The 14,777-nt window shown below is 72.9% G+C and carries 11 protein-coding genes; 4 read left to right on the top strand and 7 right to left on the bottom strand.

Annotated features, from left to right (window positions below):
• Window positions 1-57: 57 nt before the first annotated feature.
• From meaB to ACWCV9_RS24305, 6 genes are all read right to left on the bottom strand, one after another.
• Window positions 58-1,053: a methylmalonyl Co-A mutase-associated GTPase MeaB gene (gene meaB / locus ACWCV9_RS24330; RefSeq protein WP_450789494.1), complete on the bottom strand. Its 996-nt coding sequence runs from the start codon at window positions 1,051-1,053 to the stop codon at window positions 58-60.
• 7 nt (window positions 1,054-1,060) lie between these two features.
• The gene (scpA, locus tag ACWCV9_RS24325; protein WP_450789492.1) at window positions 1,061-3,223 is read right to left on the bottom strand and encodes a methylmalonyl-CoA mutase; all 2,163 of its coding nucleotides are present in this window, start codon (window positions 3,221-3,223) and stop codon (window positions 1,061-1,063) included.
• Complete coding sequence (locus ACWCV9_RS24320) at window positions 3,223-5,031, bottom strand: methylmalonyl-CoA mutase family protein (RefSeq protein WP_450789490.1); 1,809 nt, start codon at window positions 5,029-5,031, stop codon at window positions 3,223-3,225. The genes scpA and ACWCV9_RS24320 overlap by 1 nt, the downstream gene beginning before the upstream one ends.
• Window positions 5,032-5,054: 23 nt before the next feature.
• Entirely contained in the window at window positions 5,055-7,874 is a 2,820-nt protein-coding gene (locus ACWCV9_RS24315) for a hypothetical protein (protein ID WP_450789488.1), read from the bottom strand.
• Between the two features lie 16 nt (window positions 7,875-7,890).
• Window positions 7,891-9,408 (bottom strand): hypothetical protein, encoded by a 1,518-nt coding sequence (locus tag ACWCV9_RS24310; RefSeq protein WP_450789486.1) that lies wholly within the window; start codon window positions 9,406-9,408, stop codon window positions 7,891-7,893.
• A gap of 75 nt (window positions 9,409-9,483) precedes the next feature.
• Window positions 9,484-9,981, bottom strand: a complete 498-nt coding sequence (locus tag ACWCV9_RS24305) for a MarR family winged helix-turn-helix transcriptional regulator (RefSeq protein WP_450789484.1) — start codon at window positions 9,979-9,981, stop codon at window positions 9,484-9,486.
• Window positions 9,982-10,136: 155 nt separating this feature from the next.
• Here ACWCV9_RS24305 and ACWCV9_RS24300 point away from each other — a divergent pair, with 155 nt between their 5' ends.
• The gene (locus ACWCV9_RS24300; RefSeq protein ID WP_450789483.1) at window positions 10,137-10,652 is read left to right on the top strand and encodes a YceI family protein; all 516 of its coding nucleotides are present in this window, start codon (window positions 10,137-10,139) and stop codon (window positions 10,650-10,652) included.
• Between the two features lie 18 nt (window positions 10,653-10,670).
• On the opposite strand, the gene ACWCV9_RS24295 is transcribed toward ACWCV9_RS24300, so the two are convergent.
• Window positions 10,671-12,380, bottom strand: a complete 1,710-nt coding sequence (locus ACWCV9_RS24295) for a hypothetical protein (protein ID WP_450789481.1) — start codon at window positions 12,378-12,380, stop codon at window positions 10,671-10,673.
• Window positions 12,381-12,656: 276 nt separating this feature from the next.
• Here ACWCV9_RS24295 and ACWCV9_RS24290 point away from each other — a divergent pair, with 276 nt between their 5' ends.
• The 3 genes from ACWCV9_RS24290 to ACWCV9_RS24280 all read left to right on the top strand — a co-directional run bounded on the left by ACWCV9_RS24290 (window position 12,657) and on the right by ACWCV9_RS24280 (window position 14,677).
• Complete coding sequence (locus ACWCV9_RS24290) at window positions 12,657-13,037, top strand: cell division protein SepF (RefSeq protein ID WP_385840517.1); 381 nt, start codon at window positions 12,657-12,659, stop codon at window positions 13,035-13,037.
• A 133-nt stretch (window positions 13,038-13,170) separates the two neighbouring features.
• Complete coding sequence (locus ACWCV9_RS24285) at window positions 13,171-14,361, top strand: AAA family ATPase (RefSeq protein WP_450789479.1); 1,191 nt, start codon at window positions 13,171-13,173, stop codon at window positions 14,359-14,361.
• A complete protein-coding gene (locus ACWCV9_RS24280) occupies window positions 14,345-14,677 on the top strand; it encodes a nucleotide pyrophosphohydrolase (protein ID WP_450789478.1) in 333 nt (110 codons plus the stop codon). Before ACWCV9_RS24285 ends, ACWCV9_RS24280 begins: the two co-directional genes overlap by 17 nt.
• Window positions 14,678-14,777 lie beyond the last annotated feature (100 nt).

The following is a 14,777-nucleotide window of genomic DNA, read 5'->3' as shown; positions in this document are numbered from 1 at the left end:
GACCGGCCGTCGGAGGCCCGGCGAGTTCCGGCCAGGGTTCGGCTACGCGGTGGCGGATCAGGATTCCGTCGTACGGCCCTCGAACGCCGCCAGGATGTGCTCCGCGGCCCGGGTCGGCGTCAGCCGGCCCTCCCGGACCTGTTGTTCCAGGTCCGGTACGGCCGCGCGGACCGCCGGGTCGGTGTGCAGTCGGCCGAGGAGTTCGTCGTGCACCATCGCCCAGGCCCAGCCGACCTGCTGGTCCCGCCGCTTGGCGGCCAGCCGGCCGGTGGAGTCCAGCAGGGTGCGGTGCTGTTCGAGGCGCTCCCAGACCGTGTCCAGGCCGGTGGACTCCCGGGCGCTGCAGTGCAGCACCGGCGGGGTCCAGAAGGCGTCCCTGCCGTGCATCAGCCGCAGCGCGCCCGCCAGTTCCCGGGCGGCCGCCCGCGCGTCCCGCTCGTGCGGGCCGTCCGCCTTGTTGACGGCGATCACGTCGGCCAGTTCCAGGACGCCCTTCTTGATGCCCTGGAGCTGGTCGCCGGTGCGGGCCAGGGTGAGCAGCAGGAAGGAGTCCACCATCTCGGCGACCGTGGTCTCCGACTGGCCGACGCCGACGGTCTCCACCAGGATCACGTCGTAGCCCGCCGCCTCCATCACCACCATCGACTCCCGGGTGGCCTTCGCGACCCCGCCCAGCGTGCCCGCGCTGGGGGAGGGCCGTACGAAGGCGTCCGGGTCGACCGCCAGCCGCTCCATCCGGGTCTTGTCGCCCAGGATCGAGCCGCCGGTGCGGGTGGAGGACGGGTCCACCGCGAGGACGGCGACCCGGTGGCCCAGCGAGGTCAGCATGGTGCCGAACGCGTCGATGAACGTCGACTTGCCGACGCCCGGCACCCCGCTCACCCCGATCCGCCGTGCCCGGCCGCTGTGCGGGAGCAGCTCGGTGAGCAACTCCTGCGCCAGCGCCCGGTGTTGTGGGCGGGTGGACTCGACGAGCGTGATGGCGCGGGCCACCAGGGCCCGCTTCCCGTCGAGCACACCCTTCACATAGGTGTCGAGATCGATCGCTGCCATGCCGGGGTTACAGCTCGTGGCCGAGGTCGGCCGCCAGCCGCCGGACCAGGTCGTGGGCCGCGTCCGGGATCACCGTGCCGGGCAGGAACACCTCCGCCGCGCCCATCTCCCGCAGCGTCGGCACGTCCTGCGGCGGGATGACACCGCCGACCACGATCATGATGTCCTCCCGGCCCTCCTCCTTCAGCCGCTCGCGCAGCGCCGGGACGAGGGTGAGGTGACCGGCGGCCAGCGAGGACACCCCGACCACGTGCACGTCGGCCTCCACCGCCTGCCGGGCGACCTCCTCCGGCGTCTGGAACAGCGGGCCGACGTCGACGTCGAAGCCGAGGTCGGCGAAGGCGGTCGCGATCACCTTCTGGCCGCGGTCATGGCCGTCCTGGCCCATCTTGGCGACCAGGATGCGCGGCCGGCGGCCCTCCGCCTCCTCGAACCTCTCCACCAGGGCCCGGGTGCGGTCCACGGACGGGGACTGGCCTGCTTCGTTGCGGTACACGCCGGAGATCGTACGGATCTGGCTCGCGTGCCGCCCGTACACCTTTTCCAGGGCGTCCGAGATCTCGCCGACGGTCGCCTTCGCGCGGGCCGCGCGCACCGCCAGCTCCAGCAGGTTCTCGGTGCCGTCGGCGGCCCGGGTCAGCGCGTCCAGCGCGTCCCGGCAGGCCTGCTCGTCCCGCTCCGCGCGCAGCCGCCGCAGCTTCTCGATCTGCTGGGCGCGCACGGAGGAGTTGTCGACCTTGAGCACCTCGATCTGCTCGTCGCTGTCGACCCGGTACTTGTTCACCCCGATCACCGGCTGGCGGCCGGAGTCGATGCGGGCCTGGGTGCGGGCCGCCGCCTCCTCCACGCGCAGCTTCGGGATGCCGGCGTCGATGGCCTGCGCCATGCCGCCCGCCTGCTCGACCTCCTGGATGTGCGCCCAGGCCTTGCGGGCGAGGTCGTACGTCAGCCGCTCCACATAGGCGCTGCCGCCCCACGGGTCGATGACCCGAGTGGTGCCCGACTCCTGCTGGATGAGCAGCTGGGTGTTGCGGGCGATGCGCGCCGAGAAGTCCGTCGGCAGGGCGAGGGCCTCGTCCAGCGCGTTGGTGTGCAGCGACTGGGTGTGGCCCTGGGTCGCCGCCATCGCCTCCACGGCCGTACGCGTGACGTTGTTGAACACGTCCTGCGCGGTCAGCGACCAGCCCGAGGTCTGCGAATGGGTGCGCAGCGACAGCGACTTGGTGTTCTTCGGCTCGAACTGGGAGACCAGCTTGGCCCACAGCAGGCGCGCCGCCCGCAGCTTGGCGATCTCCATGAAGAAGTTCATGCCGATCGCCCAGAAGAAGGACAGGCGCGGCGCGAACGCGTCGACGTCCAGGCCCGCTTCCCGGCCCGCCCGGATGTATTCCACCCCGTCCGCGAGCGTGTACGCCAGCTCCAGGTCGGCCGTCGCACCCGCCTCCTGGATGTGGTAGCCGGAGATGGAGATGGAGTTGTACCGGGGCATCCGCTGCGAGGTGTACGCGAAGATGTCGGAGATGATCCGCATCGACGGCTTCGGCGGATAGATGTAGGTGTTGCGGACCATGAACTCCTTGAGGATGTCGTTCTGGATGGTCCCGGCCAGCTTCTCGGGCGGTACGCCCTGCTCCTCCGCCGCCACGATGTACAGCGCCAGCACCGGCAGTACGGCACCGTTCATCGTCATCGACACGGTCATCTTGTCCAGCGGGATGCCGTCGAACAGCTGCCGCATGTCGTAGATGGAGTCGATGGCCACGCCCGCCATGCCGACGTCACCGGTCACCCGCGGGTGGTCACTGTCGTAACCGCGGTGCGTGGGCAGGTCGAACGCGACCGACAGGCCCTTCTGGCCGGCCGCCAGGTTGCGCCGGTAGAACGCGTTGGACTCCTCGGCGGTGGAGAAGCCCGCGTACTGGCGGATGGTCCAGGGCTGGTTGACGTACATCGTCGGGTACGGGCCGCGCAGATACGGCGCGATGCCCGGGTAGGTGCCCAGGAAGTCCAGGCCCTCCAGGTCACTGCCGGTGTACAGCGGCTTGACCCCGATGCCCTCCGGGGTCTCCCACAGCTGCTCTGCGCCGCCGGCCGCCGCACGCCACTGCTCGGCACTGCCGTCGGCGACCGGGGCCCCCAGCTCGATGCCGGAGAAGTCGGGGATTCCCATCAGGACACTCCCATGCGGTCGAGGGTCGCGGACAGCACGTCGACGGCGTCGCAGCCCGCGAAGACGTACGAGTCGATGCCGGCGTGATCACCCGGCCGGCCGGCCAGGAACACATGCCGGGCCCCGGTCGCCCGCAGCGACTCGGCGGCCTGCGCGGCCTGTTCGGCGTAGACGGCGTCGCTGGAGCACAGCACGGCCTCGGTGGCGCCGCTGTCCTCGAAGCGGCCCTCGGTGACCGGTTCGATGCCGCCCGCCTGGAAGAGGTTGGCGGCGAAGGTGGCGCGCGCGGTGTACTCGGCGGCCGAGCCCAGGGTGGCGAGGAAGACGCGCGGGCGCGCTCCGGTGGCCGCGAAATGGGCGTCGGAACGGGCGCGCAGCTCCTCGTACGCCTCGTCGCGGCGCACCCGCGGCAGTCCGCCGGACGGCGGCTCGGGCGCCGGTTCGCGCTCCACCGGCTTCTCGGCCAGCAGCGGGAACTCGCTGACGCCGGTGATGGGTTCGCGTCGCTTGGCGAGCCGCTTGGAGCGCTCCGCCCAGGTCGTCGCGAGGTCGGTGCGCAGCCGGCCGGAGCGCAGCACGGCCGCCTGGCCGCCGTCGCGCTCGATCGACCGGAAGAACCGCCAGGCGGCCTCGGCGAGGTCGGCGGTCAGCCGCTCCACGTACCAGGAGCCGCCCGCCGGGTCGATGACCCGGGCCAGGTGGGACTCCTCGATGAGGATCGTGGAGGTGTTGCGGGCGATCCGGCGGGCGAACGCGTCCGGCAGACCGAGCGCGTGGTCGAACGGCAGCACGGTGACCGCGTCGGCTCCGCCGACCCCGGCGGCCAGCGTCGCGACCGTCGTGCGGAGCATGTTCACCCAGGGGTCGCGGCGGGTCATCATCACCGGCGAGGTCACCGCGTGCTGCACCTGCGCGCCGGCCTCCGGCGCCCCGCACACCTCGGCGACCCGGGCCCACAGCCGGCGCGCCGCGCGCAGCTTGGCGACGGTCAGGAACTGGTCGGCGGTGGCCGCGTACCGGAACTCCAGCTGTCCGGCGGCCTGTTCGACGCTCAGCCCCGCCTCGGTCAGCTCGCGCAGATAGGCCACACCGGTGGCGAGCGAGGCGCCCAGCTCCTGCGCGGCCGAGCCGCCCGCCTCGTGGTACGGCAGCGCGTCCACCGTGAGCGCGCGCACGCCCGGATACGTCTCGGCGCAGCGCGCGGCCAGGGTGGCGTACGGCGCGAAGTCCAGCGCGGTGCCGGTACGGGCCTCGTAGCCGAGCGGGTCACCGCCCAGGTTGCCGCGCGCGTCCTTGGCGCCGACGCCCCGCTTCTCGTACAGAGCCAGCAGCGCCGCCGCGGCGGCCTCGGTGTCCCGGCCGGCGTCCAGTACGACGGGCGCCAGGTCGAGATAGACCCCCTCCAGCGCCCGCTCCAGCCCGTCGACCGGGATGCCGCCCTCGCCGAGCACCAGCCACAGCGAGGTGCCGCCGTTCTCCAGGTCGGCCAGGACGGCGCCGTCCGCGAGTACGTTGTGCCGCTGCCGTACGTCCCAGCCGCCGGCCGTGCTGCCCTCGGGGCGGCCGCCCCGCACGAAGGGGGCGAAGCCCGGCAGACCGGGGTCGGGCGCGGCATCGCGCGCGGTGTAGAGGGGCCGGGTGCGCAGCCCGTCCTCCAGCGTCGTGGACAGGGCGTCCTCAGCGGCCGTACCCGAGACTTCCTTGCCCGACTTGCGCAGCACACCCTCGACCAGGCGTTGCCACTGCTCGTGCGTCGCGTCAGGGAACTCGGCGGCCAGGGAGAGCCCGTCGTCAGGCAGGACCGTCATGGGTCGGATGCTAGGGCAAGTGCTCAGCTCGCAGGGGGCTCCGGGTTGTGACGTTGCTCCCTCTGCCTCTGTGACCCGCCCCTCTCCTCCGTGTCGGGCCCACCGGGCGCGGCGCCGCCGACCGGGTGCAGCGCACAGGGCGACCGTCTGGGCCGGGGCAGCGCGGAGACGGTCCGCCCCGAGTGGTGCGGCACCCCCCAGGCCGCCCTGATCGCCGTGATCAGGGAGCGCGCGCTGTAGGGCGAGATCTCCAGCTCGTGTCTGGCCTGCGCCAGCAGATCCGGGTCGCCGTCGGCGTGGCGGGCCGCCCGGGCCCTGCGGCGGGCGAAGTCGGGGGTGCCGAACACGTCCAGCAGCGTGAGCGAGAAGAGCACGTAGGCCGACGCCTCGTCGACCAGCCGGCGGACCTCCTCCGGAACGTCCTGGGCGGCGCTGCCCAGCCGCTCCTCGAGGTCGTAGAACGCCACGTGCCGCAGCGCCTGGTGGAGTTCGGTGGACGGACACGGACACAGCTGCCGGAAATGGTCCATCAGGGAACGGAAGGTCAGCAGCACCTCACTGGTCTCACGGGTCCACTGCTGCTTGCCGAGCAGCGTGCGGAACCCGGCCAGCGTCTCCGCCAGCTCCTCCAGGATCATCTGCCGCGAGATGTCGGTCAGCTCGAAGAACCGCGTCTTCTCCTCGATCTCCATGATCCGCAGGCCGTAGCGGATGAGGTCGCGGGGGATCCCGCCCGACAGCGCGTGCGCCAGCAGGCTGTACGGCTCCGACAGCCCTGCCGCGCGGCGTTCGAGGATGTTCTTCGACTCGGCGAGCGTGCAGGGCGGCACATGGACGATGTCGTCCAGGGAACTGTCCGTCACCCCGCGGTGCGGCAGCCCACGGCGGACGAAGGAGGCGCCGACGTCCTCGGCCACCGAGATCAGGTAGTGCACATGGGGGACGCCCAGGATCGCCTTGATCTCGCCGAGGAACGCCAGGGCCTGGGTGTCCGAGCCGAGCCGGTCGATCTCGTCCACGGCGATGACGACACGGCCCTTGCGGGCGTACCGCTCCCGCGCGATGTCGGTGAGCAGCTCCCGGAAGTCGGACACCAGCGCGGGCAGCGCGGGCGGCACCGTGGACAGCGAGGAGGTGTGGGAGGACACCAGGGCGGGCGGACCGCTGGTCAGGGCGAGCGAGGAGGACTGCACCGTCTGGAGCCGGTACAGCTCGTTGCGGCACCGGGTGACGAGCGGCGGTTCCGGCCGGCGCAGTGTCAGTCGGCCGGCCCTGAGCAGCAGCAGACCGAGCAGCAGACAGCCCACGCGCAGCGGGTTGCCGGGGTCGGTCACCAGGGCGTGCCCCGCCGGGGTCCAGTAGAACGGGACCAGATCGAGGACGAAGAGGGCGACGAGGAACGGGCGGCCCTCGAAGGTGAACGGGCCGATGGTCCACAAGGGGTCGAAGGCGAATCCGACGGCCAGGAGCATCGCGACAAACATGAGGGCGGTCACGGTCCACGAGGGGACTGCCCCCGCCTCCTCGACGTGCCGCAGGATGTCGCCGTCGAACAAGAGGGAGACGGGCGCCGCGCCGACGAGGAGCCGGCCGGTCAGGTCGGCGCCCGTGGCGCGCAGTGACGTGAGCAGCCCGCCCCAGCCCCGCCATCGGCGCGAGCGCCAGATCAGCACGCCGGCCCCGACGACCGCCAGGGCCGCCAGGACCTGGTGCCCCTGCCAGACCTCCCGCACGGCATGGCAGAGATGGGCCCACAGATCCTGTGCGTGATGCCGGACGGTGTCCGTGTAGCGCACCCGTACGGACCGGACGGCGGCCGCCAGGCCGAGGGCCACCAGCGCGGCCGCCGGCAGGGCGAAGCCGAGATACCGCGTCAGACGCCGCAGCGGCGGGGCGAGTCGGCGGGCGACCCGGCCGACGGTCGACAGCCGGGCGAACTCGGGCACGTCGTAGTCGCCGTCCCGCAGGTACTGCTCGCAGACCTCGATGTACAGCGAGACCAGGAACTCGTACGGGGAGTAGGTCGCCGGTGCCTGGACCACGACCGCGAAGTCGGCCTCCTCCGCGCAGTTCTCCAGCAGCGTCGACTTGCCCGCGCCGCGCGGCCCGCTCACGGCGATGGTGCCGCCCTCGCGCTGGGCCACCTTGCGGGTGAGCCGTCGGGCGGCCTCGTTCTCGATGACGTACTGCCGGTTGCGCGGGGAGCGCAGCCCCTCGTAGCCGTCGGGCAGCAGCAGGGAGTCGCTGTCCTCGCCGAGGAGCGCCTCGACCACCCGGGCCATCAACGGACCGACGCCCTTGGCCTGCAACTCGCGCCGCCATGTCTGTCCCCGGGAGTCGGCCAGCCTCTCGTACACCGGGACGACGGCGCTCAGCAGGGCTTCTCCGGCGTTGTGCCGCACCCGCATGCGCCACCGCGGATCGCGCCGGACGGCGTATCCGGCCGCGGCCAGCACTGCCGCGGCACCCGCGACCATGGTCCAGGGGGCCAGGAGGAGCGCCAGCAGGAGGCAGGCCGTCAGGCCGAGGAGGACGAAGGTCTCGGGGGCCGGCGGGTCGTGCAGATAGTCCCGCCGGTCCCGGGCGTCCTCGTAGCGCCGCAGTGCGGCGCGGAACCGCTGCTGGTGCTCCAGGCAGGGCCGGACGGCCCGGCGCACGTTCGCCTCCGTCAGCATGTTCGCGCGCACGTTCTCCGCGGTGGCCTGCGGCCGCTTGCCCAGGCGCCGCGCTATGGCGGGTTCGCGCAGACAGAGGTCGACCACGGCCTCGTAGGCCGCGGCCTCCTGGCCGTAGGCGAAGGGGAAGGCGCTGTCCCACGGCAGGGTCGGGTGGCGTCCCGGCATGGTTGGGGATGACCTTTCAGAGGGTGGGGTCCGGCGTGGCCGAGGCGCGTGCGGCTTCGAGCCGTCTGCGCGGGATGCGGGTGCCCGGCTTGTGCCCGCGCGTGAAGTACGCGGTCAGGCCCGGCTCGTCGTCGCGGTCCGTGCCGTAGGTGACCGCGTGGGCCGACCCGTCGTCCAGCAGCCGGCCCACGCAGGTGGCGAGGGTGCGGGGGCCCGATCCGCGGTAGCCCCAGGAGAGTCCGGGCGCGTCCATGCTCGGCGCGGGATACAGGACGCCGTCCGTGGTGCGGACCCAGATCGGGTCGTCCAGCACGACCTCCTTCAGGACGGATCCCGCGGGCAGCCGTTTGGGTGCGCTGCCGAGGTAGCTGATCTCACGTCTGTCCCGGGAGCTGAAGCGCCCCTTGAAGGCCACCACCGGACTGCCGGTGACGGGATCCACGAACGCGCCCACCGGGGTGGCGCCGTCGCGTGTCCAGAGGCGGTGGATCGCGGTGGGGCTGACCCGGCGCAGCCGGTTGATCCACTCGGCGGCCTCGCGGGTGACGCGCGAGCGGACGATGCTGAAGACCCCGCCGAAGGGGAAGTGCTCGCCGCTCCACATGCTGATCTGCTCCAGGCACTCCACCGCCTCGTCGTCGGTGCGGGCGCACAGCTCCGCGAGGCCCCGCGCGACCACGTCGGCCGGGACCGTCTCGGACCGCCCGGGGTCCTCGGCCGAGGGGACGGCCGGGAGGACCATCGCGGCGCGCTCGGCGGCCGTCCTGGGGTGCCTGGCCCGCTTCTCGAGGATGCCCGTCACCTCGTGCTCGGCCGACTCGGCGGACCGGGTCCTGATCTCGTGGCCGATGGTGAAGCAGGCTCCGCGCACCGCCGAGCCCTCCGGCTCCGCCCGCGCCAGCTCGTAGAGCGGCTCCCAGGAGGGCGAGGTGACCACGTCGACGGGCGTGGGCCGGTCGCCCGGCCGCCAGGCGAGGAGATGCTCCGGCCTGCGCAACTCGACCGGCCACCACGGCACCTGTGTGCCGATGTGGGCCGCGATCTCCGACCACCGGGGTTCGTACGGCAGCTCGGGGCGGTCGCGGTCGACCGCCTCCAGGGCGGGGCCGTACAGGTCGTACTGCGTCTGTACGACCACGACGGTGACGGCGTCGGCGTGGAACTCGAGGAGGTCGCGCGGGGTGCGGACATGGCCGCGCGGATAGACGACCGCCACCACCCCCGCGCCGGTTTGCCACAGCCCCGCGAAGTGCTCCCGGTCGTGTCCCACCTCGTCGGAGGCCGCGTACCGGCCGCCGAGGTAGTCGGGCTTGGTGTCGGGGGCGGGACGCAGCAGGGCGGGAACGGCCCCGGACAGCTCCGGGTGCCGGCGGGCCAGCCAGCGGGCGAAGCCGTGCGCCGGCCACTTGGTGACCCCGTCCGTGTACTGCGGGTCGATCGGCTCGATCATCCCCGGTGCTGCGCTGATCCGCTCCCAGGCCCCGCTCGACAGCTCGAAGGTGCCCTGGAGTTCGGCCGCCGTCATGTCCTCCACCGCGTCCCCCTCCCGCTCCGGCCTCCATCATGCCGAGCCCCACTGACAATCGCGGGCCGCGGGGGAGGAGGGGCCCTACGCCTCCTCGAAGCCCGGCACCAAGGCGCACATGGCCGCGCGCTGTTCGGGGCCCATCGAGTCGGCGAGGGCCTCCCGGACGGAGCGGGCGAGCAGGACGGAGGTCTCGCGCAGCAGCTCGCGCGCCTTGTCGGTGAGGGCGATCACCACGCCCCGCTTGTCGCCGCGGACCGAGCCGCGGCTGACCAGCCCGGCGTGCTGGAGGCAGGCGACCTGGTAGGTGAGCCGGGTCTTGGGGCGGCCGAGGAAGTCGGCCACCTGGGTCATGCGCAGCCCCTCGCGGGGGTGTTCGGCCAGCAGGCACAGGATCAGGAACTCGTCGTGGGAGACGTCCAGGGTCTCCCGTACGGCCGAGCGCAGTCGCTGCTCCACCGCGCCCGTCGCGGCCAGGACGACCATCCAGGCCCGCAGCTCATCCGGGAGCAGTCCCTGGCCCGTTCCGGCGGCGGGGCAGGCGGGCTGCTGGTCGGGGGCGTCGGTGTCGGAGGCGGGCATACGCCGAGTCTACCGCCTTGTCCAATTTTGGATGAGTGAGAGTTCATGGTTGGGCGAGCCGATTGTTCAAATCTGGATGATCGGGTTGTTCAAATTTGGATGAGCGGCTAGCGTGGGGCCGTCCCCAAGTGGCCAACCGATCGAGGAGGACGACCGTGACGGTCGCCGTGGAAACAGGCACCTGGCAACTCGACCCCACCGCGTCCACCGTGGGCCTGCGGCACAAGACCTACTGGGGTCTGGCCACCGTGCAGGGCACCTTCGCCACGGTCGCCGGCAGCGGCGTGGTGCGGCCCGACGGCTCCGCCACCGGCACCCTGACCCTGGAGGTGGCCTCGCTGGACACCAAGAGCGCCAAGCGGGACGAGCACCTGCGCTCGGCCGACTTCTTCGACGCCGGCCACCACCCGGAGATCACCCTCGCCGTCGACAGCGCCGAACGCCAGGACGGCGACCGCGTCCGCGTCTCCGGCCGGCTGACCGTGCGGGGCGTCGCCAACCCCGTGTCGTTCACCGCGCGCCTGTCCGACGCGAGCGCCGGCGCGCTCACCCTGGAGGCCGAGTTTACCGTGGACCGCGAGCGGTTCGGCGTCGGCAAGAACCCGCTGGGCATGATGTCCGGGCCGACCACCGTCACCGCCGCCCTCCGCTTCACCCGCACCGCCGACTGAAGCTGAGGCGGCCCTGGGTCAGCCCGCGTCGCCCAGCTCGGCCCGGCGCACATCCCGGCTGGACAGCGTCTGCGGGGTCGCCGTGAACGCGCGCAGGCGCAGGTGTGCGCTCCGCTTCGCGGGGACCGGGAAACTCCCGGACGGCGCCCGCAGCTCGACGGTCGCCGTGGTGTGGGCGGGGATCGTGGCCGGCCCGTGCGCCAGGGACCAGAACCGGTTCATGCCCTGGCCGACGGTGAGCATGTAGTACGGCGTGAGCGCGTCGTCGCCCGTGTTGGTGACCCGTACGGTCAGCGCCGACAGCGTGCGCGCGGAGGCGTGCCGGACCCCGGTGATGTCCATCCGCAGCGGCGGCCTGCCCGTGGCCCCGAGCGTCGCGCTCACCAGCGCGGGCGCGACCAGCAGCACGACCGCCGCGGCCAGGGCCGGCCGGCGTCGCGGCCCGGCCGCCCAGCGGGGCCGCGGCTGCCACGCGCGCGTGAACTCCGACAGCGGCACGGTGACCGCCGCCGCCAGCCACAGCGGCGTCATCAGCAGGTAATAGCCGTCCTGGGAGCGGGTCGCCAGAAAGAACGCGCACCAGGGCAGCACGGTCGCGGCCGGGCCGAGCCGCCGGACGAACAGCACGAACAGCGCCAGCAGGGCCGCGGCGAGCAGCACGCTCGCGTGGCCGTACCAGTCGAGCCGGTCGCTGCCGTGCGTGAAGTACAGCGAGATGCCCACCAGGCCCTGACCGTGCACCAGCGCCCCCTGCGTCAGCGGCAGCGCGATGCCCCTGATCCACGGACCCGGCTCACTGACCACGAAGTACGCGTTGATCACCAGCCAGGCGAGGACCGCGATCCCCGCGAACCGCAGCACCACCCGCGCGGCGGCCCGCCCGCCCAGCTCGCCCCGGCGCACCGCGTAGATCCCGGCCAGCAGGAACGGCGTGACGAACCACGGCAGTTGCTGGGCCGCGCAGGCGGCCCCCAGGCATACGGCCCGTACGACGCCGTACGCGCCGAGCCGGCCGCGCGCCCCGAGCCGTGGCCAGCACACCACCACCGGCATCAGCAGCACCATGCCGACGATCGCCGGATAGCCCTGGCGGGCGTACATCGGCAGGAAGCCGAACCCCAGGCAGAGCATCGTCGCCGCCGAGCGCCACGGCACCGGCAGCAGCCGCCACAGCAGGACCGCGCCCGCGATCAGCACGACCGTCACCGCGAGGGTCGCCGGCGCGCCGCCGTGGCCCAGCCACAGGAAGGGCGCGGTGAGCAGCGGGGCCAGCGGGGGATAGCCGTAGGTGAAGTCGTAACCGCCCGTCGTCGTCGGGGTCAGGGCGACGCCCTTGCCGTGGAACAGCCAGGGCCACGGCTGGTCGTACACCTGGTGTCCGCCGGCCAGTTCCCTGGCGGCCTGGGTGGTGAGGACGGCCTCGTCGCCGCCCGCGTGGTTGAGCGCCCAGGTGCACAGGGTGAGCACGATCGCGGTCACCAGCACCACGAGGTCCAGGCGGGCCAGGGAGCGCGTCCGGCGGACCGTCAGCGTGAGCACGCCGGTCACCAGGATGGCGGCGTAGCACAGGGAGATGACGCCCGCGAGGACCACCCGGTGCGAGGCGGCCTGGGTCCACACCGTGCGGGTGCCGATGAAGAGGCTGACGTCGGCGAGGAGGGTCAGGACGCGGTGCCACTGCGCGGGGGCGTCGGGGCTCTGGGTGCGGACCCCCGGGACGGCGGACACCGCCGACTGTGTCCGCCGGCCGGGTGTCACCTGTGGTGTTTCTGCCAAGTGCACGCGCGGACGCTATCGACGGCGTCTGAACGACACGTGTCCACAGGTGAAGAGAACGGTATGAGGGCGGCAAGAAGCGGGCGTATTCGGATAAGTGGCGCAGGTCGGTGCGGTGCAGCCGTGCCGGAGCGGTCGCACACCGTGTCGTTGTTGGGCCGAACGGGTGACTTGGCGTAAGAATTGGCTGGTGCAGGCATTGAGTGCGAGTCAGGTCGGGGGGAGCCGGTGAACCGTTACGACGTCACCGATGAACAGTGGGAAGGGCTCGCCCAGGTCGTGCCGCTGCGGGGCCGGGACGCCTGGCCGTCCGCGGTGAACCACCGCTCGCTGCCCGACGCCGAGACGGAGACGCGGCGCCGCTTCGTGGTGCTGCGGGTCAACGTCTTCGCGGACGCCCGGGAGGTCGCCGAGACCGTGATGGCCGGCGCGCCGGTGCTGCTCGACCTGTCCGGCGCGGAGAGCGAGGTCGCCAAGCGCGTCCTCGACTTCAGCACCGGCGTCGTCTTCGGCCTGGGCAGCGGGATGCACCGCGTCGACCGCAACGTCTTCCTCCTCACCCCGCCCGGCACGGAAGTCAGCGGCCTGATGGAAGCCTCCGGCGGCTGACCGGCACGGACGGCGCTCCACTCCCGTCGGAGTGGAGCGCTTGGTCGTCGTGGGAGCCGCCGCTTCCCTCGATCGGTGGAACGTGACGGTGGGAAAACGGTTCGGCGGGTGGGGGGAGACTTACGGTCCGGACATGGCCGTGCCCTCTGTGCCTTCCGTGTCCGCCGGGACCGTTCCCGCGCAGTCCCGTCGCACCGTCGATGTCCGCGCCAGAATCACCGAGTTGCGGCTGTCGGCCTTCGCCGGGCATCGCCGGGCCGGGTTTCCGCTGGGGCCGGTCACCGTGTTCGCGGGACCCAGCGGGGCGGGCAAGTCCACCGCGCTCGCGGCCTGCGAGGCGCTCGCGCGGCTCGGCTCCGGCGCCCCGCTCCGGGCGGTCTTCGCGGACCCGGTCGCCTGTGTGCCCGAGCGGGCCCGCCCCGACGCCGAGGGCCGGCGCGGCTTCCGTATCGGCTGTACCGCCGACGGCGCCCAGGGACCGGTCCGGCTGGACCTCGCCGTACAGGCCGAACCGGAGCTGCGGATCGTGGGGGAGCGGCTGAGCGCGGGCGGCACCGTCCTGCTGGAGACCGCCCTGCGCGACCCGGGACGCCGTACCGTCCAGGCCGCCTGGCACACCGCCGGCTCCGCCCCGGTGACCCGCGCGCCGCTCCCCGACGACCGTCTCGGCACCGCCCTGCTGCCGCTGCGCGTGGCCGGCAAGACGGAGGGGCAGCGGCATGTGCTGGCCGCGGCCGAGCAGATGGTCGTCGCCCTGCGCTCGGTCTTCTCCTGCGACCCCCGCCCCGACTGCATGCGCACCCCCGTCCCCACCGGCTCCGGCCGGCTCCTGCCCGGCTGCGACAACCTCGCCGACGTGCTGTGGCGCACCCGCGCGGAGTGCGGACGGCGCCACGGCCAGCTGGTCGAGGCGCTGCGCGCGGGCTGCGCCGGCCCGGTGACCGACCTGGTGGCCGAGCCGCTCGCCGACGGCACGGTCCGGGCGGTGCTCGACCGGGGCGACGGTTTCCGCACCGAGCTGGCCCGCCTCGGCGACGGCGAACTGCGCTATCTGGCGCTCACCCTGATCCTGCTCACCGGCCCCGGCGTCCTCGACCTGGACGCGCCCGGCGAGGTGCCCGACGCGCTGCGCACCCTCACGGTCGTCACCGACGGCTTCGACCGCGCCCTCGACCCCGTACAGCGCCGGGAACTGCTGACGACGGCGGCCAGGATGGGCGAGCGCGGACACATCCGCTGTCTCGCCGCGGTGAGCGACGCCTCGTGGGCCACCGGGACCCCCGGCGTCACGGTGGTACACCTGAACCGTGACGGAACACCCTGACCTGGCCCGACTCCAGCGCCGGCTGGCCGAGTTCGCCGCCGCCCGGAACTGGCAGCCCTACCACACCCCCAAGAACCTCGCCGCCGCGCTCAGCGTGGAGGCCTCCGAACTGGTCGAGATCTTCCAGTGGCTGACCCCGGAGGAGTCGGCCCGGGTGATGGAGGACCCCGACACCGCGCACCGCGTCCGGGACGAGGTCGCCGATGTCCTCGCCTACCTCCTCCAGTTCTGCCAGGTGCTCGGCATCGACCCGCTCACCGCCCTCGACGCCAAGATCGACCGCAACGAACAGCGCTTCCCCCGCGGCGAACCATGAAGCGGACCGGGAGCGGACGAGACCGGACCCTCCAACTCCGGTATCACTCTCCGGAGTTGACTCCTGGGGCGATTCCGAATTGTTGTCCACAGATTTCCGT

This window comes from Streptomyces sp. NPDC001606, assembly GCF_053596835.1.
This window is presented reverse-complemented; position numbering and strand designations above follow the sequence as displayed.